At 62.7% G+C, this 25,193-nt stretch carries 23 protein-coding genes; 9 read left to right on the top strand and 14 right to left on the bottom strand.

Annotation, left to right across the window (positions count from 1 at the left end):
* Positions 1 to 80: 80 nt before the first annotated feature.
* From AAIA72_RS11425 to AAIA72_RS11445, 5 genes are all read right to left on the bottom strand, one after another.
* Positions 81 to 896, bottom strand: a complete 816-nt coding sequence (locus tag AAIA72_RS11425) for a crotonase/enoyl-CoA hydratase family protein (protein ID WP_369600444.1) — start codon at positions 894 to 896, stop codon at positions 81 to 83.
* Positions 897 to 3,071, bottom strand: coding sequence for an acetate--CoA ligase family protein (locus AAIA72_RS11430; RefSeq protein ID WP_369600445.1), 2,175 nt, complete (start codon positions 3,069 to 3,071; stop codon positions 897 to 899).
* A gap of 3 nt (positions 3,072 to 3,074) precedes the next feature.
* Positions 3,075 to 3,857, bottom strand: coding sequence for an enoyl-CoA hydratase/isomerase family protein (locus AAIA72_RS11435; RefSeq protein WP_369600446.1), 783 nt, complete (start codon positions 3,855 to 3,857; stop codon positions 3,075 to 3,077).
* Positions 3,858 to 3,878: 21 nt separating this feature from the next.
* The gene (locus AAIA72_RS11440; RefSeq protein WP_369600447.1) at positions 3,879 to 4,778 is read right to left on the bottom strand and encodes a MurR/RpiR family transcriptional regulator; all 900 of its coding nucleotides are present in this window, start codon (positions 4,776 to 4,778) and stop codon (positions 3,879 to 3,881) included.
* 188 nt (positions 4,779 to 4,966) lie between these two features.
* A complete protein-coding gene (locus AAIA72_RS11445; protein ID WP_369600448.1) occupies positions 4,967 to 5,863 on the bottom strand; it encodes a hypothetical protein in 897 nt (298 codons plus the stop codon).
* A gap of 255 nt (positions 5,864 to 6,118) precedes the next feature.
* Between AAIA72_RS11445 and AAIA72_RS11450 the strand changes: the two genes are divergently transcribed.
* The 3 genes from AAIA72_RS11450 (at position 6,119) to AAIA72_RS11460 (ending at position 9,956) form a co-directional block, all read left to right on the top strand.
* Positions 6,119 to 7,303 carry a serine protease gene (locus AAIA72_RS11450; protein WP_369600449.1) on the top strand — a complete coding sequence of 395 codons (1,185 nt, stop codon included), beginning with the start codon at positions 6,119 to 6,121 and terminating at the stop codon, positions 7,301 to 7,303.
* 122 nt (positions 7,304 to 7,425) lie between these two features.
* Positions 7,426 to 8,100, top strand: a complete 675-nt coding sequence (locus AAIA72_RS11455) for a hypothetical protein (RefSeq protein ID WP_369600450.1) — start codon at positions 7,426 to 7,428, stop codon at positions 8,098 to 8,100.
* Positions 8,101 to 8,180: 80 nt separating this feature from the next.
* Complete coding sequence (locus AAIA72_RS11460) at positions 8,181 to 9,956, top strand: carbohydrate binding domain-containing protein (RefSeq protein ID WP_369600451.1); 1,776 nt, start codon at positions 8,181 to 8,183, stop codon at positions 9,954 to 9,956.
* Positions 9,957 to 10,019: 63 nt separating this feature from the next.
* On the opposite strand, the gene AAIA72_RS11465 is transcribed toward AAIA72_RS11460, so the two are convergent.
* The 3 genes from AAIA72_RS11465 to AAIA72_RS11475 all read right to left on the bottom strand — a co-directional run bounded on the left by AAIA72_RS11465 (position 10,020) and on the right by AAIA72_RS11475 (position 13,184).
* Complete coding sequence (locus AAIA72_RS11465; protein ID WP_369600452.1) at positions 10,020 to 11,405, bottom strand: alpha-amylase family glycosyl hydrolase; 1,386 nt, start codon at positions 11,403 to 11,405, stop codon at positions 10,020 to 10,022.
* Positions 11,372 to 12,184, bottom strand: a complete 813-nt coding sequence (locus AAIA72_RS11470; protein WP_369600453.1) for an alpha-amylase family protein — start codon at positions 12,182 to 12,184, stop codon at positions 11,372 to 11,374. The genes AAIA72_RS11465 and AAIA72_RS11470 overlap by 34 nt, the downstream gene beginning before the upstream one ends.
* 106 nt (positions 12,185 to 12,290) lie before the next feature.
* Positions 12,291 to 13,184 carry a GGDEF domain-containing protein gene (locus tag AAIA72_RS11475; RefSeq protein ID WP_369600454.1) on the bottom strand — a complete coding sequence of 298 codons (894 nt, stop codon included), beginning with the start codon at positions 13,182 to 13,184 and terminating at the stop codon, positions 12,291 to 12,293.
* Between the two features lie 250 nt (positions 13,185 to 13,434).
* Between AAIA72_RS11475 and rmuC the strand changes: the two genes are divergently transcribed.
* On the top strand, positions 13,435 to 15,171 hold the full coding sequence (rmuC, locus tag AAIA72_RS11480) for a DNA recombination protein RmuC (RefSeq protein ID WP_369600455.1): 1,737 nt from the start codon (positions 13,435 to 13,437) through the stop codon (positions 15,169 to 15,171).
* Between the two features lie 317 nt (positions 15,172 to 15,488).
* Here the strand turns inward: rmuC and AAIA72_RS11485 are convergent, their stop codons facing one another.
* The gene (locus AAIA72_RS11485) at positions 15,489 to 16,079 is read right to left on the bottom strand and encodes a hypothetical protein (protein WP_369600456.1); all 591 of its coding nucleotides are present in this window, start codon (positions 16,077 to 16,079) and stop codon (positions 15,489 to 15,491) included.
* Positions 16,080 to 16,597: 518 nt separating this feature from the next.
* Between AAIA72_RS11485 and ilvG the strand changes: the two genes are divergently transcribed.
* The 5 genes from ilvG (at position 16,598) to AAIA72_RS11510 (ending at position 20,700) form a co-directional block, all read left to right on the top strand.
* Complete coding sequence (ilvG, locus tag AAIA72_RS11490; RefSeq protein WP_369600457.1) at positions 16,598 to 18,277, top strand: acetolactate synthase 2 catalytic subunit; 1,680 nt, start codon at positions 16,598 to 16,600, stop codon at positions 18,275 to 18,277.
* Entirely contained in the window at positions 18,274 to 18,534 is a 261-nt protein-coding gene (locus tag AAIA72_RS11495) for an ACT domain-containing protein (RefSeq protein WP_369600458.1), read from the top strand. The genes ilvG and AAIA72_RS11495 overlap by 4 nt, the downstream gene beginning before the upstream one ends.
* A 229-nt stretch (positions 18,535 to 18,763) precedes the next feature.
* The gene (locus tag AAIA72_RS11500; RefSeq protein WP_369600459.1) at positions 18,764 to 19,402 is read left to right on the top strand and encodes a hypothetical protein; all 639 of its coding nucleotides are present in this window, start codon (positions 18,764 to 18,766) and stop codon (positions 19,400 to 19,402) included.
* Positions 19,402 to 20,094, top strand: a complete 693-nt coding sequence (locus AAIA72_RS11505; RefSeq protein WP_369600460.1) for a hypothetical protein — start codon at positions 19,402 to 19,404, stop codon at positions 20,092 to 20,094. Before AAIA72_RS11500 ends, AAIA72_RS11505 begins: the two co-directional genes overlap by 1 nt.
* Before the next feature lie 60 nt (positions 20,095 to 20,154).
* On the top strand, positions 20,155 to 20,700 hold the full coding sequence (locus AAIA72_RS11510; protein WP_369600461.1) for a hypothetical protein: 546 nt from the start codon (positions 20,155 to 20,157) through the stop codon (positions 20,698 to 20,700).
* On the opposite strand, the gene AAIA72_RS11515 is transcribed toward AAIA72_RS11510, so the two are convergent.
* The 5 genes from AAIA72_RS11515 to AAIA72_RS11535 form a co-directional block, all read right to left on the bottom strand.
* The gene (locus tag AAIA72_RS11515; RefSeq protein WP_369600462.1) at positions 20,619 to 21,287 is read right to left on the bottom strand and encodes a hypothetical protein; all 669 of its coding nucleotides are present in this window, start codon (positions 21,285 to 21,287) and stop codon (positions 20,619 to 20,621) included. The two genes, AAIA72_RS11510 and AAIA72_RS11515, sit on opposite strands and share 82 nt — an antisense overlap.
* Entirely contained in the window at positions 21,280 to 22,137 is an 858-nt protein-coding gene (locus AAIA72_RS11520) for an MBL fold metallo-hydrolase (RefSeq protein ID WP_369600463.1), read from the bottom strand. Before AAIA72_RS11520 ends, AAIA72_RS11515 begins: the two co-directional genes overlap by 8 nt.
* Before the next feature lie 125 nt (positions 22,138 to 22,262).
* Positions 22,263 to 23,324, bottom strand: a complete 1,062-nt coding sequence (locus AAIA72_RS11525) for a hypothetical protein (protein WP_369600464.1) — start codon at positions 23,322 to 23,324, stop codon at positions 22,263 to 22,265.
* Positions 23,325 to 23,408: 84 nt separating this feature from the next.
* Positions 23,409 to 23,810, bottom strand: a complete 402-nt coding sequence (locus AAIA72_RS11530) for a hypothetical protein (protein ID WP_369600465.1) — start codon at positions 23,808 to 23,810, stop codon at positions 23,409 to 23,411.
* Positions 23,811 to 23,937: 127 nt separating this feature from the next.
* Entirely contained in the window at positions 23,938 to 25,053 is a 1,116-nt protein-coding gene (locus AAIA72_RS11535; RefSeq protein WP_369600466.1) for an esterase/lipase family protein, read from the bottom strand.
* Between the last annotated feature and the right edge of the window lie 140 nt (positions 25,054 to 25,193).

A 25,193-nucleotide genomic window follows, 5' to 3' on the forward strand; every position in this document is an offset into this window, starting at 1 on the left:
ATCGACAAGGTGTTCTCCGTCTGTGTCCCACGACACAGCTGAAGACGCCAATGCACAGTCCTGCCAGCCCCGCCCCTTCTCTAGCGACCCCGGTACTCGGGTGCGCGCTTTTCGAGGAAAGCGGTCACTGCCTCCAGATGGTCGGCAGTGTTGTGGCTGATCCCCTGCAGGACCGCGCAATAATCCAGAAAATCCTCCAGTTCCATCCGCCGGGCCTTTTGCATCAGGCGCTTGCTGTAGCGCACCGCGTGCGGCGGCTTGCCGGCAATGGTCCGGGCCAGTTCCAGGGCACCGTCCATCAGGCGGCCATCCGGCAGCACCTGAAGGACCAGCCCGAGCGCCCGGGCTTCCCGGGCGTCAATGACCCGCCCGGTAAATGTGAGTTCCGCTGCTGCCTGATAGCCGATGACACGCTGCAGCAGCCAGGCGCCCCCGTCCCCGGGAATGATGCCCAGATTGACAAACGTCTCGCCGAAGCGGGCGCTTTCCGCCGCCAGCCTCAGGTCGCACATGCAGGCCAGATCCAGTCCGGCACCAATGGCCGGGCCGTTGACCGCCGCAATGGCCGGCACTTCCAGCCTGAGCATGGCCAGCGGGATGCGCTGAATGCCCTGCCGGTAACGGCGTTCCAGTTCCGCCACATCCCCGGCAAAGTCGCCGCTGCGGGCCTGCATGTCCTTGATGTTGCCTCCGGCGCTGAACGCCTTGCCGGCGCCGGTCAGCACCAGTACGGAGACCTCCGGCGTGGCATTGATCCAGCTCACCGTGCGCTCGATGTCGTCGATCAGCGCCGTACCGGTCAGTGCGTTACGCACGTCATCCCGGTTCAGTGTCAGCACGGCCACCCGGTCATTCAGCGTCAGGGTGGCATCGGTCAATTCGGGCAAAGCAGGCATTCAGGCGACCTCTCCTTTCAGTGTGACGTGATTCTCAGTGATCACAATACGGGCATCTACGACCGCCAAACCTTCAGCGTAGACACGAACCGGGTTCAGATCCAGCTCGGCAATCTCCGGATGTGCCTGACACATACGGGATATCCGCAACATCAGCGCCACCAGCGCCTTCTTGTCCACCGGCGGCTGACCGCGCACGCCGTCCAGCAGTGCCGAAGCACGGAGACTGCCGAGCAGCTCCCACGCGTCAGATGCGGTCAGCGGCAGTGCCCGGAAGGCCACATCTTTCAGCACCTCCACATGAATGCCGCCCAGGCCGAACATGAGTACGGGGCCGAACTGGGGATCGCGGGTCACACCCAGAATCACCTCAAGCCCGTCCGGCACCATCGGAGTGATCAGCACCCCCGTCAGGCGCGCGTCCGGCCGGTAACGCTGTGCGGCAGCCATGATCCGGTGCCAGGCCTCGCGCAGGCCGTCCTCGCCCTGCACATTGAGCACCACGCCCCCGGCATCGGACTTGTGCAGAATGTCCGGCGAAACCAGCTTGACCGCCAGCGGGCCGGCCGGCAGCCGGGGCATGAGCGCCGGCAGGGCATCCACATCCGTGAGCAGGAAGTGGGGCGGCATGGGCACACCGCAGTCCGCCAGCAACCGGCGCGCTTCGTGTTCGTAGAGTGCCGTGCGCCCCTCGGCCCGGGCCTGCGCGAACAGGCGATGCTGCGCCTGGTCCGCATGGAATGGCACGACCTGCCCCGTCAGGTCCTCGGTTGCCTCCTGCCGGACAAGAAAGGCGCCATACTGACCGAGCGCGGCAAAGACCGTGATCGCCCGGTCCAGGGAGTTGTACACCGGGATGCCCTGTGCCTGCAGGGTTTCCAGCGGTTCGGGCCTGAAGTCCGCATAGACGCTGTGAACCAGCAGGGGCTTGCCCGCCTCCGAAGCCAGCGCGGCCAGACGACGGGCCGTGTCCAGTTCCTCATCCCGCAGACTGGCATCAAAGCGCAGGTGATAACCGCCGAACAATCCCACCAGCAGCAGACCATCCACTCCCGGATCGTTCAGCAGGCAGGCTGCGGCGTCGGCAAACAGCGCCGGCGCCGCGTCCGTGGCCCCGGCCACATCCACCGGATTGCCCACCGCCGCCTGAGCGCCCAGCAGTGTGCGCAGGGTGGCCTCTGTGTCCGGCTGCAGGGTCGCCAGGGTCAGGCCCGCATCCACCAGCCCGTCAGCGGCGATGGTGGCATGACCGCCCCCGTCCGCCAGCACGGCCACGCGCTGTCCGGCCAGTGCCGGCTGACGTGCCAGAGCGTCCGCCACATCCAGCACCCGGTCGGACTGCTCGACCACCACCACACCGGCCTGACGCAACACCTGCTGACTGAGCCGGAAATCCCCCGCCAGCGCACCGGTGTGGGAGCGCGCTGCCCGCTGCCCCTGCTGTGTGCGGCCGGACTTGTACAGCACCACCGGCTTCACCGGCGTGAGGCGCCGGGCCGCCTCCAGAAAGGCGCGGCCATTCTTCAGGCCCTCCACATAGGCCAGCACCACACTGGTCTGCGGGTCATCCCGGAAGTATTCCAGATACTCGTGAAAGCCCACTTCCGCTTCGTTACCCACCCCCACATAGGTGCTGAAACCCAACCAGGGCCGCGCCAGGGCTTCCGTCACCCAGGTCAGCGCCATGTTCCCGGACTGGGACAGCAAACCGATTCGCCCCAGCGGCAGGCGCTCGTATCCCACCAGATTGAGCCCCGTGGTGGCATTGAAGCTGCCCGAGGTGTTGGGGCCGATCACCCGGATGCCCCAGCGCCGGGCCGCCGCCACCATGTCAGCTTCCAGTTGCCTGCCCGCCTCGCCACTTTCCCCGAAGCCACCGGCAAGCACCACGGCACCGCGGATACCCTTGCGACCACAGGCATCCACCAGGGCCGGAACCGTCTGCGCCGGGGTGCAGATCAGGGCCAGATCGGTGGCATGGGGCAATGCCTCCACGCTGGGATAGCAGGTCACGCCCAGCACCTCCCCTCCCTTTGGGTTCACCCCCAGTATCTCGCCGGCAAAGCCCGCCTCCCTGAGCTTGCGGATGGCCTGATAGCCACGCTTGACCGGGCTGTTGGATGCGCCGACGATGACGATGGAGCGCGGATTGAGTACGGGATCCAGTGCAGACATGTTTCAGTCTCCTGTGTAGCGGGGTGTGCGTTTTTCGGCGAAGGCCCGGATGCCTTCCTGCCAATCCCGGGTGGTGGTGCAGAACATCATGCCCTCCAGCTCGGCAATCAGCGTATCCTCCAGGCTGCGCTCACTGCCCCGGTACAGACACTCCTTCGCCAACTTCATGGAAATGGGTGCCTTTTCGGCCAGTTCTGCGGCGAACCTGCGGACTTCTTCGCGAAAATGGTCATCCGGCCAGCAGCGATCCGCCAATCCCATCTGCACCGCCTCCGGGCCGCTGATCTTGCGGCCGAAGTAAATCAGCTCCCGCGCCCGTCCCATGCCCACACGCTGAGGCAGCAACCTGGTCAGTCCGCCGCCCAGAAAGGTGCCGAGCGAGATTTCCGGCAATCCCCATTGGGCTGATTCGGCCATGACGAGAAAGTCACAGGCCAGCGCCATTTCCGCACCCGCCCCCAGCGCATAACCGTTGACGGCAGCCACCACCGGCTTGTCCGATGTCAGCAGGCGCTTGCACACCTGTTGCTCGCCGCGCAGATACTCCCGGCGCTGAAAGGGCGTGCGAGTACCTTCGGCATGGGCCTTGAGATCCGCCCCCACACAGAAGGCACGCCCCTCGCCGGTGAGCACCAGCACGCGCACGTCAGAATCCGCTTCGGCCCGGTCAAGGGCATCCTGAAGCTCGGTATAGAGGGCGTCAATCACCGCATTGAGGCGGTGCGGGCGATTGAAACGGATTTCCGCCACCGCACCGGAAACGGAGTACAGCAGGGTTTCGTACATGGATGGATGGTCCTCTCTGGATCACAGCCACTGGCTGAGTTGGTTGACACGGTCTTCGTACGCTTCCAGCCGTTCACGGGCCTGGGGCCCCATGAGCGCGGCGGTCTGCGCCAGAATGAGCTGAATGGCGGCCACGGCGGCCACCTGAGAGTTGCTGAAAAAGAGGCTGTCTGCCGGGACGGTCAGGCACAGGCTGGCATGGGCCGCCAGCGGGCCGGTGAGGCTGTCCGTCAGGGCGAGGATGTCCAGGCCCCGGTCGCGTCCTTCCTGCGCGGCAACCAGGGTGGAACGGGTATAGGGTGCAAAACCGATGACCACCAGCACGTCACCCTTGCGGCACTGTCCCAGTCCCCAGGCAATGCCCCGGTCGGCCGTACTCAGTTCCGAGACATCCGGTCGTAACAGGCCCAGGCCATACAGAAACAGGTGTGACAGTGCGCGACTCTGGCGTCCGCCCTGAATCCACACGCGGCGGGCACGGATCAGCCGCCGTGCCACCGCCTCCACGGCTTCCCGGTCCAGTTGCCGGAGCAGCTGGGCCAGCGTCGCCATTTCTGCCTCCAGAAAGCGCTGGATGAAGGGCGTATGGGTCAGCCGCCGGGCGTCGGACATGAGGGTATCCGCATGGCGGGTGTAGTAGTCCGGCGAGTCGATCAGTTCCCTGCGGAATACCCGCTGCAACGCCGGAAAGCCTTCATACCCCAGGGCGCGCGCCATCCGGGTGAGCGTGGACGCATTGACGCCGGCCACCTGGGCGGCATCCCGGATACTGCCCAGCGCCACCTTCTGGGGTGCATTCAGCAAACGCTCCAATGCCTGCAGGGAACGCCGGCCGAAAGGTGCCGTCACATCTCCGCGGTGGGCGGCACGCAGCCAGTCACGCAGCGCGTCGAGGGATTCGGGGGGTGTCTGTGCCGTCATGCCGGGAATCTTGCCTGTACAGTTTATGTACAGTGTAGCGTCCCCGCTTCATTCGGCAATCATTTTTGCATTTTTCAAAACAACGCAACATCATTTGCGGCGCATCAATCATTCAGGCCGATTTTTACTTTACGGTCAACAGGTTGGCGCATACGCAAGGATACGGATGGGAGTTGACCGGATCCCCTTCATTGCAATCCGTTGCCGGCCCAGCGGACCTGTTGCAGATGAATGGTGACCTCCCCCAGTACGTCCGCCTTGCCCTCGAGGCGCACGATGAGGTGGCGTTGCGGGTCCAGATACAGGGTAATCCCCCCCTTCAGCCCCAGAAAACTGAATTCGCCGCCGCGGTCGCCAATGGGGGTTGCCGTGGCGCGGATGCGCAGGGTCGGAATGGATGCCTTGAGCCGCGCTCGTCCTTCCGGGCCGTCCAGTGTCAGATCCACGGGGAGGGGGGTCTCCGCTTCCACCTTCAGGGTGAGCACAAGGGGGCCATCGCTGTCGAACAGGGTGGCCTGCCACTGGTCACCCGGCTTGTACAGCGGTGCGGCCACGGCCAGATAGAAGAGCCCTTCTCCCCGGGTAACCGGGGGGATCAATGAGTCTGGCAGCTTGTACCATTCTGTCTGAACTCTCGACCAGGCGGGCCAAGGCTGATCCGCTTCCCCCTGCTCCGGGTAGCGCTTGAGAGACAACACCCGCCCGTCGAAGAACCGATACAGGCGCGCCCGGTGCTTGTGGTTGAGGCGGACACTGGTACGCTGCAAGGCGGTCCCGTCCTCGCGGAGCCAGACCTGTGCCAGGCTGCGCCGGCCGATTACGTCGGATGCCATGCTGATGAAGGCCGTCCGCTCGCCGGCAGCCAGCCCCTTCGCACCCTGTTCGCCCGCCAGCGCCCAGTCCCGTGCTGCCGCTTCCGGTGTCAGCCAGCGCTGAGTCACCCGCGTGTCGGCGGACAGAAAGAATTTGGAGGCATGATAGTCCAGGGTCGCGCTGCGAAAGGCCTCCGGTGTCAGTGCCGGCTGTGCCCAGACCCCGGTGGCCAGCAACATGCCAGCCATCAGCAGGTGTTTCCATTGCATCATGATTCTGCTCCTGTGTTCTGCCTCCAGATTGCCCCACCGCGACTGAACCCGGCCTTAACACCGGCTGCGGACAGCTTGTCCGTGCCACTTCCTGCCGGATTTGCGCACCCTCTCACAAATCTGATCAATCCGTCATCAATTTGTTCATGCGCGGCTCCCGCCATACCGGACACAATGATGTCAGTGGTTCATTCATGCCCCACTGTGCCAAGAACAACAACAATCCTCAAGGCAGAAAAGCTCAAGGAGATTGCCATGAAAACAACAACACTCGCCCGCCGCCTGCTGACCCTGCTTCTGGTCATGCTCTGCGGCAGCCTGATTTCCCTGAATGCTCAGGCCAAAAAGTTCAATCCCCTCCCGCCGCCGGATGACAACTTCGTTCCGCCGGCAGGCAAGATCGTCGGCGGCAACCAGGCCAGCCCCGGAGAGTTCCCGTTCATGGTCTCGCTGCAGATCAATGGCAGCCACGTGTGTGGTGGTTCCGTCATCAGCTCGCGCTGGATCCTGACCGCTGCTCATTGCGCCGTCGAATTCAATACCAAAAACACCACGGCGGTAGTTGGCGCGCATCGGCTCAGTTCCTCCCCGGGTTCCACCCGCCTCAATATTGACAAGATTGTCGTTCACCCCAAGTATGGCAAGGTCAGCAATGAAAACGCGTATGACATTGCCCTCTTGCGCACATCACAGGCCATTCCTTCTGCTTACAGCCCCATTCTCATCGGGGAGCAAAAGGATACGAAACCCGGGACGCTGACCACAGTTGCTGGCTGGGGAGCCACGAAAGAGGGGGGCTGGGCTTCTGATGTTCTGATGAAGGTGGATGTGCCTCTTGTTTCCCTCTCAGCGTGCCGCGCCAGCTATGGCAACGATATTGAAGACCATAACGTCTGTGCCGGCCTTCCGAAAGGTGGGAAGGATTCGTGCCAGGGCGATTCAGGCGGCCCTCTGTTCGTTCGTCGCAATAATCAGTTCTATCAGGTGGGCATCGTGAGCTGGGGAGCCGGCTGCGCGCAGCCGGGCATGTACGGCGTCTACACCAGCGCACCAGCCTTCAGCAGCTGGATCACCCAAACCGCCGGGCCCGGCAACGGTGGCGGCAGTGGCGGTGGCGGTGGCGGTAATCAGGCATGTTACAAAAGTCCTCTTCGCCTGATTCTCAAGACAGACCTCTACGGTGATGAAACCTGGTGGACGCTGCAAGACAGTGCGGGCAAGGTTGTCGAAAAAGGTGACGGGTACCTGAGCTACCGCACTTACAAACACAAGCTGCGCGTGGGCAGCGGAACTTACACATTCACCATCTACGATGCCTACGGTGACGGCATGACCGCAGGGAAAGGCGGCTCCTACAAACTCAGGGACAAGAAGAGAAACGTCATCGGCTCAGGCAGCGATTTCGGCTTTACCGCCAAGCATAACTTCTGTGTCCAGTGAGGTGTGAGCGGGCTGTCCGTTCAGACGGTCGTGATGAGGCGGATGTCATAGGGCATCCGCCCGATTTTCACACAGCTCGCACGCTATAAAATGACAAGGCATCACACTCAGGAGGATCAGATATGCGCACTGCTGTCATCACGACCGCTCTCATCGCTGCCGTGGCCGGAGGAACCCTGATCTGGGTTCGCAGCCAGAGTCCGGAAACGCCGGCCACTGCCGTGGTCACGGACGCGCCCACGGTCATGACTGCGGAAGAAACCGTCATCACGCCCCCCGCCGGGGAAACCCTGCCGGTCCCCGGAGTCGCCGACAGCCAGGATGGCGACAGCCTGACCCTGCCGGACACGCCACCCGCCGCCGGTCTGCCGCCCGTGACCCTGCTGGAAGGTGACCTCACGCCACGCGTGAATGCGGACGGCATCGAGGAACAGGTGGGCCACATCGACCCGACAGTGCTGGACTCGCTGGCCGTGGGACGCAGTGTCACCCTGTCCCTGCCGGATGGTGCCACACGCACCGCCCTGCTGGAGGATTTCTCCGTTCAGGATGGTAAGGTCAGCGTCTGGCGCGGCCCGCTCCAGGACGGCACGGATGTGGAAAACCTGATCATCACCCGCGGTCAGGACACGACCTGGCTGATGGTCTCCACGGCCACCACCAGCTACACCATCCGCGTGGACAACCACACCGGCGAAGCGGTGGTGACCAACGAGGGTACCGGGAATCCGGGGCTGGGCAACGAACCGCACGTGGTGCCGCCCACAGACGAGCCCGTACCGCCTTCGGCATCCTGAATCACACTATAACAAGGGCACAACCCGAAAAGTCATCCGCTATCACAACACCGTCAATCACAACACAACAGGGAGGTCCCATGACCCGTTTGCGTACTTCACTCAACTGGCTGGCGGCGGCCGCACTGGCCTCCGCCGCACCCGTCACACTGGCCGAAACGGCTGATCTGCTCGTTCTCTATACGGACAGCGCGACTCAGCACCCCAATGGCCGGGACATTCAGGCCCGCATCCAGGCGGCCGTGGAATGGACCAATCAGGCCCTGCGCAACAGCCAGACCGATTTCCAGCTGCGCCTGGTCAAGGTGGCCAAGGCGGATGCCAAGTACAACGGCAACCTGACCAGCAGCGATCTCTCGGCACTGCGTAACGACCCGGATGTGGCCCGGCTGCGCCGCGAAGTGGGTGCCGACTTCGTCACCATGATCGGACCGTCCAGAGAATGGTGCGGCATCGGCTACGTATCCAGCGGCAACGCCAGTACCGGGCAGCTCTACAGCTCATCTTCCGGCTGGGCGTATAACCTGGTGTCCATCAGCTGCGGTTTCGCCACCTTTGCCCACGAACTGGGCCACAACTTCGGCCTCGGGCATTCCAACCTGCAAAACAGCCGCGGCGGCGTCTGGCCCTGGGCACGCGGTCACGGTGAAGTCGGCGTGTTCACGACCATCATGGGCTACACCAGCGCCTTCCAGACCAACAACCGGGTTCAGTACTACTCCAACCCGAACCTGAATACCTGTGAAGGCCGAGCCTGCGGTGTGCCGGTCGGTCAGTCCATGGAGGCGGATTCAGCCCAGAACATCCGGCGTCTGAACAGCCAGCTGGCGGCCTTCCTGCCCACCGTGGTGGATGGTGGCGGTAACGGCGGTGGCAATGGCGGAGGCACCGGAGGCGGTAACGGTGGCGGTACGGGCGGCAGCCTCTGCCCGGCCGGCACGCCGGAAACCAACCTGGTTCAGGAAGGCGAGTTCAACGCCCTCGACCCTTGGGCCAGTGCCTTCGGCCGGTCCGCACTCGATACCTGGCAGGAAACCACCGACAACTGTGTGGACAACCGCCTGCGCATCACTCAGCGCACCGCCTGGTACAGCGGCGTGAGCCAGGATCTGACCGAGGCCCTTGCCCAGGGCGGCACCTTTGCCCTCAACCTCAAGGCACGCCTCGATGCCGCCCAGTCCGGCCAGCGCGCCTACGCCACACTGCGCCTGCGGGACAGTGCCGGATTCCGTTATCAGTATCTGGCCGTCAGCACCCTCAAGGGTACCGACTGGGCGGATCTGGCTGCCGAGTTCAAGCCTGACTGGCGCGGCACACCGCAAAAGGCGGAACTGCTGATCTACGGCCCGGCCGCAGGCAGTGATCTGCTGGTGGACAAGGTGTCACTGGTGAAGAAACAGAGCACCACGCCCCCGGCACACCTGTATGCCGCCTCGTTTGAGAAGGATCTGGATGGCTGGAAGTCCGGCTGGGGTGCCAGACTGGATCGGGTCACCGATGCCGCTGAAGGCAGCTACGCTTTGCGCGTCACCGGCCGTGACAGCTGGGCAGATGGTGCCTGGCAGGATCTGACCGGTCTGCTGACTGCCGGAACGGACTACCGGGTTCAGGCTTCCGTCAAGCACGGCTCACGCAAGGGCAACCAGAACTACACCCTGTACCTGCTCTATCGTGACAACAGCGGCTGGCACTGGCAGCGACTGTACCGTGGAGCCCAGGCAGGCGGGCGCTGGAACACCCTGTCTGCCGACTTCCGCATCACTGCCAGCGGTCTGACGGATACCCGCCTCTACGTGATGGGACCGGCCTCCGGCGTCAACTTCAAGCTGGATGCCGTCACCGTCGACAAGCGCTGATTCCGGCGCGCATCGCCTGCTCCGCCGGAGCAGGCGATTTCCCCTCGATATGGCCTGCCCCGCTCAGGGACACAGGCTGACCATCATCTCCCCGGTCTGCAGATCTGCGTTGATGCGGAAGCTGAACACATAGCGTCCGGCCTGGGGCAGCGTAAGCGAAGACTCCGTACCCGGCCCGCTGGCCACGGCCAGATTCTGGGTTTCACCCAGCCGCACCGGAGCAGAACCCTCCACCGCATACTCACGGGACCAGTCTGCCGTCGCGAACTTGAAGCCATAGGCAGTGGCCGACGGCTCATCCACCACAACCTGATACAGGTTGTCGCCCTTGTAGTGAAACTGCCGGTCAGCAGGCGTGGCACTGAAATTGTTGCCCCCGCTGTAGTTGCCGCGGATATAGACCGGGACGCCAATGGGGCCGTCTCCGCTCACATCCGGCAGGTCACACCGGGCCAGGTCGCCGGTTCCTGTCAGACTGCCGGTTGATGACGCGGGTCCGCCGGCACTGGGGGCATCGATCTTCAGGAAGCGATAGCCCAGCGCCGGCACGGTCAGCGTGTAATGACCGGAGGCCGCACTGAAAGTCTCGGCAGAGATCAGATCCGTCAGCGTTCCCTCGCTGCCAATGTCGGCGGCGGCCAGCGTCAGGTTCCCGTCCGTCTCCCCGGTATTGATCATCACCAGCACCGCCTCGCTGTCCGTGGCCTTGTGATCCACGTAGAGCGTTGCCTGCAGGGACGCCGGCACCGCAATCGGAGTCCGGGAACCGGCATACAGGGCCGGGTGCTGGTCGCGCAGTTGCATCAGAGTGCGGATCTCGTCATGCAGTGCCTGCTGGGCGGCCGACAGGGTGAAGGCCGCCTCACCCACCTGGCCCGATACGCCATTGACCTTGCCGGACGTGCGTGACACATGATCATCACACAGTCCCGCCCGGGCTCCGGCCCCGCCGTCATTGGCACAATCCACCTTCTGATCGAAACCGGGCAACTCGTCACCGATTTCCTCACCGTAATAGAGTGTCAGCGGGCCGCTTCGGGAGGTCAGGAACGCCCAGGCCAGGGCATGGCGCTGCCACCAGGCATCATCCGACGGCTGCGCCACATTGCCGCGCTGCAGCAGATCGCCAAACCGGACCAGATCATGATTGCCAAGGAAGTTGTTGGGCACGGCGTGGGACGGATAGGCCAGATTCCAGTCCATCCCCGCATTCAGATTCGTGGCATCCTTGCCGCCGGCGCCACTCTCCTCCACCGCCAGCGTCTGCACCAGGTTGTAGCGCAGCGGGAAATTGAAGGCGGAGCACAGACCCGGCTGCGCTTCCGTCCCATAGCCCTGACTGGCGATGTCACCGGCCCCCTTCCAGATCTCGCCCACCATGTACCCCAGCGGATGCACCGTCTGGCCTTCCGCATTCACATAGGTGACCGCATCCGAAGTCTCTTCCACCGCCCGGCGGATCTCCCCCAGGCACCCACGGGCACCTGATAGGCCTGATCCAGCCGCCAGCCGTCGATCTTCAGCTCGCGAATCCAGTACGTGGCCACCTCTTTGAAAAAGTCCAGATCATCCGGGTAGACCGCCTCGCGCCCGGTCGCACCCTGTGCCGGGCCGCTGGTGCTCAGGCGGCGCCCCTCCGGCGAGGGGTAGTTGTGGGCATTGTGCTTGAAATGGCCGAACACCCCGTCAAAAAACACATAGAGCCCCTTGGCATGGGCCGTCTCCACCAGCGTGCGCAACTGTTCCAGCGTGCCGAACTTCGGATCCACCGCGAAGTAGTTGCTGGCAAAATAGCCGGTGCCGTCCAGACGGTCGGCCCATTCGTCCTGGCCGCTCTCGGGCACGCTTTCAAATATCGGGGTGAGCCAGATGGCATTCATCCCCAGCCCCTTGATGTAATCCAGTGAGGCCATGATACCCGCAATATCGCCCTTGTGATGACTGGGGCCATAGGCACTGCCCGCATTGGCGCTGCTGTCCGCATCCACGAAGGCCTCCACCATCACCTGGTAGATGCGCAGCCGTTTGGCCTGTTCATAGCGGGCCGCATCACAGGCGTAAGGGGTATAGGTGACGGTACCGGTTTGCCCGCCGGCGGAGGTGCCGGTTCCTGGCGTCGTGCTGCCGGTATCCGTGCCTCCGCTGCCGCCGCCACCGGAACAGGCGGCCAGCATCAGGGCGGAACCATAAAGGATCGAACGGATCAGTGCGGGTGACGTGTTGTGCATGGGTGGTGTCCTGTCAGTGGTTGTCATGCTGCCAGCATGCCAGCCTGAACACAAATTACATCCTTCCCCCGCCACCCGGCCGGGGGGAGTCATGGGGAGGAGCGCGTCAGCCGCTCACGCGCACACAGTTGCGGCCACAGGACTTGGCCTCATACATGGCCTCATCGGCGCGGCGGATGAGGTCGGCGGGCAGGTCGCCCGGTTCATACTGCGCCACCCCGAAGGATGCGGTCACACGCCGCTGATCCAGCTCCGGCCAGGTCAGGGCAGCCAGCTTGCGGCGCAGGCGCTGCATCAGGGCTTCGGCGCGGCTGGCCGGTGTTTCCGGCAACAGGATCAGGAACTCCTCGCCGCCAAAACGGCCGGCAATGTCATAGTCCCGCAGGGATTCGCGCAGCACCCGGGCCACCGTCTTCAGCACCCGGTCGCCGGCCTCATGTCCCCAGGTGTCATTGACGGACTTGAAGTGATCCAGATCCATCATCACCAGCGAGAGCGGCACACCGTGGCGTCCGGCCCGGTTCATTTCACGGGCAATGACCTTGTCCAGCAGTTGCCGGTTGGGCAGTTGCGTGAGAGGGTCGAACTGGCTGCACAGATGCTCCAGATCCCAGAGAAAGTCGTCCAGTGCCGTAAAGAACACCTTTTGCGCCGCCACATAGCGGTCATAGATGGCCGGGTCCACGGGCATCTTCACCCGTGCCGCCTCGACCAGACCATGCATGGCCTCATGCAGTGCCACATGGCTTTGCCCGAGCAGGACGAAGGCTTCCGATTCCCGGATGACATGATCCCCCAGGCTGTCGAGGATCTTGCCTACCTCACATTCATGGGGATTTGCCGCACTGGCCGCATCCGCCTCGGTCACGGGCAGGTGACACACCAGCTTGCGCAGCGTGTAGTTGATCCAGTTGATGTGCAGAGCGCGCATGCGCCGGGTTCGCTCCGCCAGATCGGCGAGCGTCTCGAAATGCATGCGGTCCACAGGCAGGCTGTTCATTGTTTCAGTTTACTCCGATCAGTCCGGCAAGCGCTTGTTCCGTGTCAATCGCCGGAGCAACCCGAGATCACCCACCATGCTGCCTGCTCACGGTGGCGCACCTTGTATGTTACGGAGTGTACCCCATTTTGGGTGATGAAGATATGTGCATGCCCTTCAACTGGCCTCAGACAAGCTGTTATGCTGTATGACAACGCTTTCTGCGCCAGAACATCCCGTCAACCCGGATCGCCAACCCAAAGGAGTGACCATGCAACCTACAGACTGGACCCCAGGCATGCTTCTGACCTTCGCCATCGCCGGTATCGTCGTCCTTGCCCTCGGCTACGCGCTGGCAACACTGAGACAGGGCCGCCGCGCCGCCGAACTGGAAGCCCGCCTGAAGCAGGCGGAAGAGTCGCTGAGCGCCGCACGCAACGAAAGCCAGCAACAGCAGGAAGAACTCCGGCGGCTGAATGCCGAACTGCACGACAAGGCCCTCTCGGAAACCCAGCTCCAGACCCGGCTTGCGGCAGCACAGCACACCGAACAGCGGCTCAATGAAACGCTGGCGGAACAGAAGCGCGAACTGGAAGAACTCAGGCAGGCGCTGGATGCGGCACGCAACGCTCACCACACCACCGAAAGGCAGCTCGAAGCGGCCCAGGCCGACAACCGGGCGCAGCAGAGCCGGATCACCGAACTTCAGGGGCAGATTGCCGAGCTGAAGGACACCCTTGCCGCACACGAAAGCCGTTACAACGCCCTGCAGGAACGGCATCAGACTCTCAGCAACGCACACACCGAGCTGAAAACCACCTTGGAGCGGCGGGAGGAACACTTCCGCGAACAAATGGAGCAGCTCAGCGAAACCCGCGCGTCCCTCACCAGGGAATTCGAAAACCTGGCCAACAAGATCTTCGAGGAAAAGGGCAAGACCTTCACCCATACCAGCCAGGCCACCCTCGACAACCTGCTCAAGCCCTTCCGCGAACAGATCGAGGGCTTCCAGAAGCGCATCAACGACGTGCACGACGCCTCCCTCAAGGGCAACGCCAGCCTCAATGCCGAGATCCGCAAAGTCATGGAGATCGGCCTACAGATGAGCAAGGAGGCCAGCAACCTCGCCTCCGCCCTCAAGGGCGACTCCCAGCAGCGCGGTGCCTGGGGCGAAGCCCAGCTGCGCCGGACCCTGGAGATGAGCGGCCTGGTGGAAGACACCCACTACGAAGCCCAGACCGCCTTCAAGGACGCGGACGGCAACCGCAAGCAGACGGACTACCTCATCAAGCTGCCCGACGGCAAGCACATCATCATCGACAGCAAGGTCTCGCTGAATGCCTACGACAAGGCCGTGAGCGCGGAAACCGAAGAAGCCTGGCAGGCCGCCATGGCCGAGCACGTGCGGGCGGTCAAGCGCCACATCGACGACCTGGCCTCCAAGGACTACACCAACCTCATCGGCATGCGCAGCCCCAGCTTCGTGCTCATGTTCATGCCCATCGAACCGGCCTACATCGAAGCGCTCAAATACCAGAAGGACCTCTTCGAATACGGCTACAAGAAGGGCGTGGTGCTCGTCTCCCACACCACCCTGATTCCCATCCTGCGCACCGTCGCCAACCTCTGGATGCTCGAACGCAGCAACGCCGAAGCCCGCGAGATCAGCGAAATGGCCGGCGAAATCTACAACAGCGTGGTCAAGGTGGCCGAGCGCCTGCAGAAACTCGGCAACACCCTCGGCACCGTCAGCAACCACTACAACAGCACCGTCACCGCACTGGTGGGCAAGCAGGGCCTCTACGGCAAGGTGGACCGCTTCAGCCAGCTTTCCGCCAAGGTCAGCAAGGCCCTCCCCGCCATCGAGCCCCAGCACATAGACTTTGAAAGCGAAAGGCTGAGCATGGTTGCCGAGCCCATCGAAGAGGCAGACAGTACAGAAGCCCTGCCGCCGGCGGAAGACCAGACCATGCCCCCTGACGAAGCATCCGTTGGTTGTGACGGGTAAGACCAAATCTCAGATACAGCAGACCGGGAACAAAAACAGGGGGAGGATCATGGCGATACGCCCGGCGACTTAATCCCCGGGTGGACAGCGATATGAAGCTGCAAAATCCACCCAAGGGCAAACCATACTGCTGCACAACTGAACAATTGACCTTGGCTACCTTAGATTGCTAAGATTGTGTCAGGTGGATATGTACGGGGCTGCACTTGATTGCGGTGTCCACCTGCCGCCGGAGAAATCTGGTTTCAGCCGTGCTGAAATAAAAGAGCACCCGAGAGCAAAAAGCCCTTTTCAGGGCTTTTTGCTTGTTCCGCCCCCTATTTTCTTCCTCGGGATGGTCGTCTGACCGGTTCCCCCCGTAGCTTCTTGGCTAACAAGACCTTGGCGCGGACTTTGTCACGGCGGTGCTTTGTGTGCTTCTGATCACCATAGCCCTTATCTCTCACGTAGGCACTCTCGACATAGATACGCAACAGGCTACGGCTTTGTTTGGTGACGCGGAAATATACTTCATATTCCTGAGGCTCACCCGCTGGCCCCAACACTTCAATCGTCAACCAGTTTTCATATCCTGTAAAGAGACACCACCGGTCTGCAAATGTTTCAAAGATATGCGGAAGGTGCGCTGAAAGCTGATATCGCCGGTTACAAAAGCACCGATGCACGCCTTTGTCGTCAATTATTCTGCGCTGCTCTCCCTGGATATTGAAATCAATACGCTCTCCCCGCTTGGGTCCCCAAGAGACGCAGTGGCTGCTGTATTGTACGAGAAGGGTGCCTTTCAGTTCCGCATAACGGCCGCTCGCCTCAATGACGAAGTCATACCAGGCATCCTGAAGGTGAGACAAATCATATCGGGTACCGTCAATCTCCATGTACCCTTGTTCTTTGATGGTTTTCCAGTCCATTGGCACACCACGAGTTAAAGCAGGGCCATAATAGCAGATCAAGTGGCTCATGTGTCCGGGGGAGGATATCCAAATCTGAGCCCGCTGTTCTCCCCGTGCCGGCGCAGTACGGTGCTGAACCATTGAGGCGCCACCTGAACCAGAACGGTACAGCGAATCAGTAACATGCAGGCAACCTCCCTTCCGTTATGACGCCTGCATCATGGCACGGGGAGCACCCTTGCCACCGATCTGTAAATTTATCGCGTGCGTCACAAAACGGCTCTTGAAATCCCCGCTCGCTTGTGGCTATGATGTATCCGCTGACTGAAATTCACACGGGTTCAACTGATTAACATGCGTTCTGCTTTCGTCGTCGTGGTCAACCTTCTTGTCGTGGTGGTCGTGGTACCACTGCGGGGGTTGGCACGCGGCTGAAGCACAACTGACAGAGCCAGAACAAAAACCCCCGCTTCCCAGGAACCGGGGGTTTTTTATTGGATCCCCCTTCCGGGAAGCGCCGTACAGGAGAGCAGACATTGAACGGCGCACAACTGATCCTCGACACCCTGCATCAGGCAGGCGTTCGCACCCTGTTCGGGTATCCCGGCGGCTGCATCATGCCCCTGTATGATGCCCTGCTGGAGAGTCCCATCGAGCACATCCTTTGCCGGCACGAGCAGGCGGCGGCCCTGGCGGCCGACGGTCTGGCGCGCAGTACGGGCAGGCTGGGCGTGTGCGTGGCCACATCCGGCCCCGGTGCCACCAATCTGGTGACGGGCGTGGCCAATGCGTACATGGATTCGGTCCCCCTGCTGGTGATCACGGGCCAGGTGCCGCGGGCGCTGATCGGTACGGACGCCTTTCAGGAGACGGACATTCTGGGCATGACGCTGGGCATCGTGAAACATTCCTGGCTGATCCGTTCAGTTGAGGAACTGGCCGAGGTGCTGCCGCGGGCGATTCATCTGGCCTGTTCCGGCCGGCCGGGCCCGGTGTGGCTGGACATTCCCAAGGATGTGCTGCTGGAGGCCTGGTCCGGTCCGCGTGTCCGCCCGCCGGCGCAGGCGAAGCCGGGAACGGCGGACGAGGCCCTGCTGGCCCGTGTGGCGGAGCGCATCCGCGCCGCGCGCCGGCCGGTGATCTACAACGGCGGCGGCGTGCTGCTCGGCCGTGCGGTGGACGCCTTCCGCGACCTGCTGGCCCGCACCGGCATCCCGACGGTGGAAACCCTCAAGGGGCTGGGCAACCCGTCACCGGACTACCCCTGGGATCTGGGGATGCTGGGCATGCACGGCAGTGCGGCGGCTAACCGTCTGGTTCACGAGAGCGACCTGCTCATTACCATTGGTGCCCGCTTTGACGACCGGGCCACGGGCCGCCCGTCGGACTTTGCGCCCGGGGCGGATATCATCCAGTTTGATTGTGACCGGGCCGAATGCGCCAAGATCCTGACCCCGAGCCTGTTCGTTCAGGGGGATCTGCAGCCTGCCCTGAGCCATCTGGCGGCGCTGTTCGACACCCCGCCGGCCATTGACGACTGGCGCCGACATGCGCTGGAACTGAAGACCCGTCTGGGGTTCCGTGAGGATACGGATCAGCAGAGTGCCCGGCCCATTTCCGGTCCGGCCTTTGTGCGCACGCTGAGCCAGGTGCTGCCGGAGCAGGCCATCGTGGCCTGTGACGTGGGCCAGCATCAGATGTGGGTGGCCCAGCATTTCCGGGTGCGGCATCCGGCGGCACACCTGAGCAGCGGCGGGCTCGGGACCATGGGCTTTGGTCTGCCGGCAGCCATGGGCGCGGCCCTGGGCAACCCCGGCCAGCCGGTGATCGCGGTGATGGGCGACGGTTCGTTCATGATGAACGTGCAGGAGCTGGCGACGCTGAAGCGCTACGCGCTGCCGGTCAAGATGATTCTGATGGACAACCAGCGCCTTGGCATGGTGCGTCAGCAGCAGTCCCTGTTCTTCAACGGTCGCCTGAGCGAGATCGATCTGAGCGACAATCCGGATTTCCTGACGCTGACGCGCGCCTTCGACATTCCGTCCCTGAGCATCCGTCAGCGTTTCCAGATGCGCCGTGGCATCGAGACGCTGCTGGCCTACCCCGGCCCCATGCTGTTGCATGTGGCCATCGAGGCGGATGAAAACGTCTGGCCCATCGTTCCGCCCGGGGCCGCCAACCATGAACTGATTCAACCTGAGGAGAGCCTGGCATGAACCATACCCTGTCCCTGACCCTGTCTGACCAGCCCGGAGCCCTGGAGCGCGTGTTGCGGGTGATCCGCGTGCGCGGCTTTACCCCGTCCCAGGTGCGCTTCGCCCGGGTGGATGGCCACTGGCGCGGTGTGCTGGTGGTCTCCGGCGAGCGGGCACTGCACACGCTGAAGGCCCAGCTCGACAAGCTGGAGGATGTGCTGCGTGTGGATGATGTGGCCGCTCCGCAGTCAGCGACGGTGGTGCGGGTGGCTTGCTGACCGTTTGCGGGATCTTTCCTGCGGTCTCAGCCCGGGCTTCGCCCCGGGCTGCTTTTCCGCAGACCGATCCTTATGATAAGATTCCCCGCAAGGACGATCATCAGCCGCTGCCCCTGAAGGCCACGGCTGCCTCCGGACAGTGATTGCCGGAGAAAAGGAAGGTGCCTGGCATGTTCACCATGCAGACTGCCGGCACCTCATGGACTTTGATACCAAGGAAGGAGTGTTCATGGCCGCACATCTCAGTCAGCCCCGCCCCCTGCTGTACGGGTACCCTGCTTTTCTGCTCATTACGGTCGCCGTTCTGCCATGCGTGTATTTTCTCAGGCGTGAGGACCTGTGGAGATTCGCAGAGTTCATCGGTGTATTCTATATCTCCCCGACCTTCGTTCTTTCCGTGATCATCCTTTCGCTGGCCTACGCTCTGACGTCCACCCTGTTCGAACGCACACGCGATCCGGGCCGGAGCATCCTTTCTGGCTGCGGTCTGTGTATCGCGCTGTATGCCATGACAGGTTTGGTCAACCCCGATCTGGTCAGTGTGTTCAATATTGCGGGCACCCTGAGTTTTCTCGTCGGCATCACCTGGGTCCTGTTCAACCGGCTGGAGACGCCTGATGCCCATCCGTGCGATGACGCAATCCTGCCGACGGGTGAGCGGATGTCCCTGCTGATGCTGATCCGGGAGCGTGCACGGGAAGAAGGGCTGGGGGCGTATCGTTTGAGCCAGTTGTCCGAGTCGGAGACGCTGGAGCAGCTCATGAACCGGACATCGTCCGGGCTGACGCGCAGTCTTGCCCGGCTGGCACTGGATGACACCGGAACGCCTGCAACCGGATACCGCAGCACATCAGGGAGGTTTGCGTGATGCCAGTGAGCCAGCCTGTCCCGGCAACCCGACTGTATCTCCGCGCCATGATGGGATTTCATCTCTGGTGCTGGCTGTTCTCGGTGCCTCTGTATTTGCTCGGAGGCGAACACGAGGGGCCCTTGGTCCCCATCATCTTTTACCCCATGTCCATACTCTCGGGGTTCATGGGCTATCCGGATTCGCTCGTCATTTTCCTGTGCGTCACGTCAGCCTTTGCCGTTGCCCTGTATGTCCATCACAAACGACGCCGGATCTACATTGCGGTCATGGCCGGTGCGGCACTGCTGGGACTGATATTCCTGCTCGGCTACCTGGTCGGCGGAGATGCTCCCCTGCCCCGTATCCGGCCTCTGAAGTCAACCACCGGCTTTGTCGCCTTCCTGTATCTGCTTGCCGCGCCCCCGGCGCTGCTGAGACATGCAAAAACATTACAGGCCCAAGCGACCCGGGAAAAACCGCAAGCGACCGATTTCCATCCTTACGGGACCGGCCCGCAAGGTCAGCGGGACAGGCAGGCCCATCTTGAAATCATTGCCGGTCGCCTGCAAAAAGAGGGCCTCGCGGCGGATGTCGGGGATGTCAATGATCTGATTCCCGATCTGGCGTCTTACGCGCGCCGGACCACGTCTCCACTGACACACAGACTGATCCGCATGCTTTCCGCCAGCAACACCAGCCCCCCGGAGTGACACCATTTCATGCTCACCCGTCCAGGACGGACATGACCCAACAGACAGGGAGAAAACATCATGGCACCTCAGGACTATCGCCGTTCCGCCCATGAGCAAGACCGGGAAAGACGGATCAGCCGGATCCCGTTCAGAATACCTTCCGCAGTCCTGTTCACGGCCTGGCTGAGTGTGATCGCGCTGGCACTGGGACCTGCGCCTGCATCAGCCGAGGGCAGCTGGTATGGCAACCCCTGTACAGCCAGGCTCGCCTACACAGACTCGGGAGATTTCGTGACCTTGCCGGCACGAACTGCCGGCTGCATCGTGAGCTTCCCCGTGGCACTGGTCGGATCGGTCGTCACTCTCAGCGAAATGGGTGGCTACTTCCTGGCACTGGGCGCCGCCACAGGCACGCAGTACGTTGTCGGGTTTCCGCTCTATCTGATGGAGGAGGCGGCCATTCGCATCAAGTCGCCGACCCAGACGCTGGAAACGCCGGAGGAATACTTCGAGCGCACGCGAAAAACTCAGCAGGCTCCTGCTCAGGAACCCGCTGAGGTGTCGCACGGGGGGAACGGAATAGCCGGGACATCATTGAGCAGGATGCCGGCGCCCCGGGACTGACAGCGGGAACCAAGGCTGTCCATCCAAGGGCCGTTACCCACCAGCGCAAGCTGAATGGCCACCAGGCGGTGACAAAGGTTCTGAACGCTGTCGTCCTGTGCAATGTACATCACGGCATTGTGACTGCACAGACCGATAGATTCGAGCAGATGCCGTGTCATGGCCAGTGACGTACCGGCGTCGGCTTCAATTTGTCCGATATCCCGTAGCATCTGCCGGGTGAGGTCCGCCACAGCATCAAACCGGGCCTGTGTCAGAGCATGGCGTGCCCGCTTCCGGTAGGTTGTCAGACGCCGGAGCGCGGATCGGCGAACGGCCCCGGTGAGCGGCCGCACCGCCGGCGGCGGCGTGGTCTGATCCGGCACATCCATGGGTACAAAATCCCGTTGCACCACGCCAATGCCCCGCCTGTTGAACGGCAGTGCCCTGCGGTCAAAGTAACGTGCCAGCGGCAGACACAGATATTCAGACGCAATCAGCCACCAGGAGAGCAACCGTGCCTGCCATCCGGCAACCCGTGCATACCAGGCGGCACGGGCACGGTTGATGCGGATGGCATCGCGGAGATGCCGTTCAAACTCACCCACGGACCACCCTCCCAGCGCAGCGGCAGGCACAGGCATCCTCCGGGTCGTGGCTGCAGATCAGCCGGATTTCCGGGTGCCGGGCATGCAGCTCGCGCACACGCATGAGGTTGTGCTTGCGCTGGGCACGGCTGGTTTCGAACAGGCTTTCCACGGCGGCAATACCCACGGGTGCCCAGGCGTCATCCGAGAGCTCGCGGCGGTTGAACCAGGCATCCCCCCCGTGCAGCAGCCAGCCATCTGTGGTGTTGACGGCAATGCCGGCGTGGCCGCGGCTGTGACCCGGCAGGGGGATCATGAGAAGGTCCTCCACCCCGGGTACCGGTGCCCGCACGGCCTCGAACCCGAACCAGCGCTCCCCTTCAGGCCGGTGGCAGTGCCATATCGGGTCGTGCTGCCAGTCGGCGGGGTTGTAGCGCTTGCGTTCCATCAGCGTCATGGGGTGCATGGCCGCAATGTACTCGTCTTCCATCACATGCACCCGGGCAAGGGGGAAGTCCTTGAGGCCGCCGGCATGATCGGGGTCGAGATGGGTGAGCAGGATGTGCCGCACGTCTTCCGGTGCGTAACCGAAGCTGCGGACCAGCTCCAGGGCGGTGTCCGCGTCGTCCTGTTCGGCCCCCAGCATCCGGCGCTCAAGGCGGGTGGCCAGGGTGGGGTGACACAGATCGCGGTGACCGAGCCCGGTATCCACCAGCACCAGCCCTCCGGACGTTTCCAGCAGCAGGCAATGGCAGGCCAGCCGGCCGCGGCGCAGCCAGCGCGACGGGCTCAGCCACCCCTGCCCTTCCATGAGGGGGGACGGCAGGCCACAGAAGGTGGCGGTGTTGAGATGATGACAGACGAGCGCCATGGGAAAACCTCCCCGATTGCAGATGGCGGGCAGCATACCCGCCGTTGGCACACAGGGCTGCCAAGCCCGTCTCATTTTGTGTACAGATGCGCCATTTTAGCCGGAATCACCGTGTCAGGCAGCGCTCAGAGCGCCACGCGGATTCGCCAGAGGCTGCCATCCGGCGCCCGCAGTGCGCCTTCGGGCGGGATGTACTCCTCATCGGACAGTGCTCCATCGCCATCCAGATCCACATAAAGACCATCGTCGGTGAAGTTGCCGTCATGGCCGCCCGGCTTCTCGGAGACCACCAGCTTCACGGGCGTGTCCAGTCCCGGCAGTCGCACGGCAGATTCGATCTCGGTGGTGGGATAGTAAAACAAGGTGGGCTGACCGTTCTGTTCGCGCACCCAGGCCCAGAAGGTGTATTTCTGGTTGATGGGATGGGCCGCTCTGAGCCGTTCATCCGGCATGGGCGTGACCACCGTGACCGCCAGCTTGCCCGGGGCCCGTCCCCGGAAAACGGCACCGGGATCACCGAAGAGGCCGTCAGCGTTGGCATCCCACCAGAGCCAGGGCGGCGAGGCGGAACGCCAGCCGGTGACCGCCACGCAGTGGGGCTGCCCCGCCAGAGAAAGCTCGCCATAGTAAACCTGATCACCCTGATTGCCGGGATACTTGCCCCGTTCCAGGCGACACCGGGCATGGCGTGTCATCAGGGGAACCCGCCGCTGGGCAGCCCCCAGTTTCCAGGGCCGGACAGACCAGCGGCTGACGGAGATCACGCGCAGTGCCTGCCCTTCCGGTGCTTCCGGCACGGCGGCCCAGCCGGTGGGGTGCGCCTCGGCAACCGGTGCAGGTTCGGGTCTGGCCGCGAGCGGGGCACTTCGTGTCATCGGGGGCGCTTGTGTCGGGGGAGGATGGGCGGACGGGGCCGATGCGGCCACCGGTTGATCTGCGCCGGGATTGTGCGCCGGTTCGCCGGGAGCGGCCTGTCCGGCCAGCTCGGTCAGTGAGGCCAGTCCCTGACTGACAAACTGCTCCACTTCCCCCCAAGGCACCAGCACGCCTGCGCCCAGAATGACCGCACCAATCCACACCACAGCCGGCAGCCGGCGACTCCCCGGTTCCATGCGCTGCACGGGGTTCAGGTTGGCTGAACCGGTGTGGTCACGTTCTTCGCGGGATAACTTGGGTGGTTTGATCATGGTGAGGGTGACCTCCGGGACACTTACACGGAGTATAGACGCCCGACGGGCAATCTGCCCGCCACATCATGGGGCTCACAACCGCTATGCCTCAGCCAGTGCCCAGATGTAAACCACCAACAGCACCAGGGGAATCGTGTAAAGGGTGCTCATCAGCAGACAGAACACCCGCGGCGACAACCAGTACCAATCATAGCTTCTGTGGCGCCCGACTCCTCTGCAGGCTATCCTGAGCGCAATGTAATTCAGCACTGACCAGCCCACCAACATACCGGTCAGGGTCTCTTGGGTGACGGGCAGGAACCCGCCTGTTTGACCGTCGAGCACCAGGATCACCACGATCAGCGCCATGGCCGGTACCAACGCTGCCATCGCCATGCGCAACAGAATGATCCGTGCCTCCGGCAGGCTTGCCCTGAAGTTCAGGCAAGCCGCCAGACTGCTTGTCAATGCTATCGTCAGGTAAACCAGAGTGAAGAAGCGCATCGCCGCAGACTATACAACCTTTCACACGGCGCCGGAATGGCCTGGGATCACAGATCCGCTTTCCGGAGACAAACGAAAACCGGCGCCTGAATCAGACGCCGGACGCTTCCAAAGGGGTTGAGCCGGCTCAGTCGCCCCGGTCGGCGAGGTAATCGGTGATGGCGGCGTAGAATTCCATTTCGTCAAAGGTGTCCGGGCCCACGCCGATAACGTCCAGATGATCCTGTTCAAGGACATACTTGAGAGAGGTCATCTGGGTCGAATCGGGCCGGTTGAGGTCAGTCACCCGCCCCAGATCGGTGCGCTCATAGGCATAGTCCAGACAGCCCCAGCATTCCACATATTCCATGCGGTTGCCCTGCTGCTGGCTGTTGATGCCCACCAGGCCATCATCGTCCCGGTCGCTGGCCTTGCCGTCACCGCTGCCGGCGGCTCCGTCGTTGTCACAGTCATCCACGCAGTATCCGTCACCATCAATATCGTAGATGCCGTTGGAAAGCAGCCACAGGGCCGGGTTGACGCCGGAGCCGTTCTGGGCCGTCATGAAGGACACGGCATGCTGAATGTTGCTGCCCTCTGCCGGGTATTTCTGGTTGAAGGCCTTCATGCCGGTGGTTTGCCCGTCATTGGGGTCATAGTCGTTGTAGACGAGCTGCTTGAGGGAGGCGACCGCATCATTGCCGGAACCGTACACCACGTCTCCGTAGAAGTTGCCGAGGACGCTGACCAGCTGGTTCAGTGCATAGTGATCCAGCACGTACTTGGCCACCGGGGAGCCCCGATGCGGCGAGGAGATGGAGACATGGGTGCGGACGACCTTGTAGCCCTTGCGTGCCCGCAGTTCCGCGGCCGCCTTGCGGGTATCGATGCCGCCCTGGGAGTGGGAAATCACGTTGACCTGAGTGGCGCCGGAGGTGGCCAGGTAGCTTTCGATATTGTTGGCCAGTTGCCAGCCGCGGTACTCGGAGTTGTGCAGGGGCTGCACGGCCGAGACATAGCTCTGCTGAGAGGTGCTGATATCCCAGTTGCAGTTGCTTTCCAGGAACTTGTCACAGGGATCGAGCACGAAGGTGCCGTAGTCGTTTCCCCAATAGTCGTAACCGAGAATGTTGTCGAACCCGGCCATGCCATGTGCGAACACGATGGGATAGCGGGTCTTGTTGGCGTCGCGCGCGGCAGCCGGCAGGGCCGCAAGGACACACAGGCTGGTGACCGCCGCCAGGCGGAGGATGGATCTCTGCATGACTGTAACCTCTTTTGTTTTTGTTGTTCAGGCTGAAAGGTGTGACCCCATCACTTCTCATTATGAGAACTCCGTCCCAAAAAAACGTGACATACCTCTCAATTTATTCAAAATCTGTTTAAAATCTCGACAAAACAACA

The sequence above is a fragment of the Thermohahella caldifontis genome (assembly GCF_041153465.1).
GTDB classification, from domain to species: domain Bacteria; phylum Pseudomonadota; class Gammaproteobacteria; order Pseudomonadales; family Oleiphilaceae; genus Thermohahella; species Thermohahella caldifontis.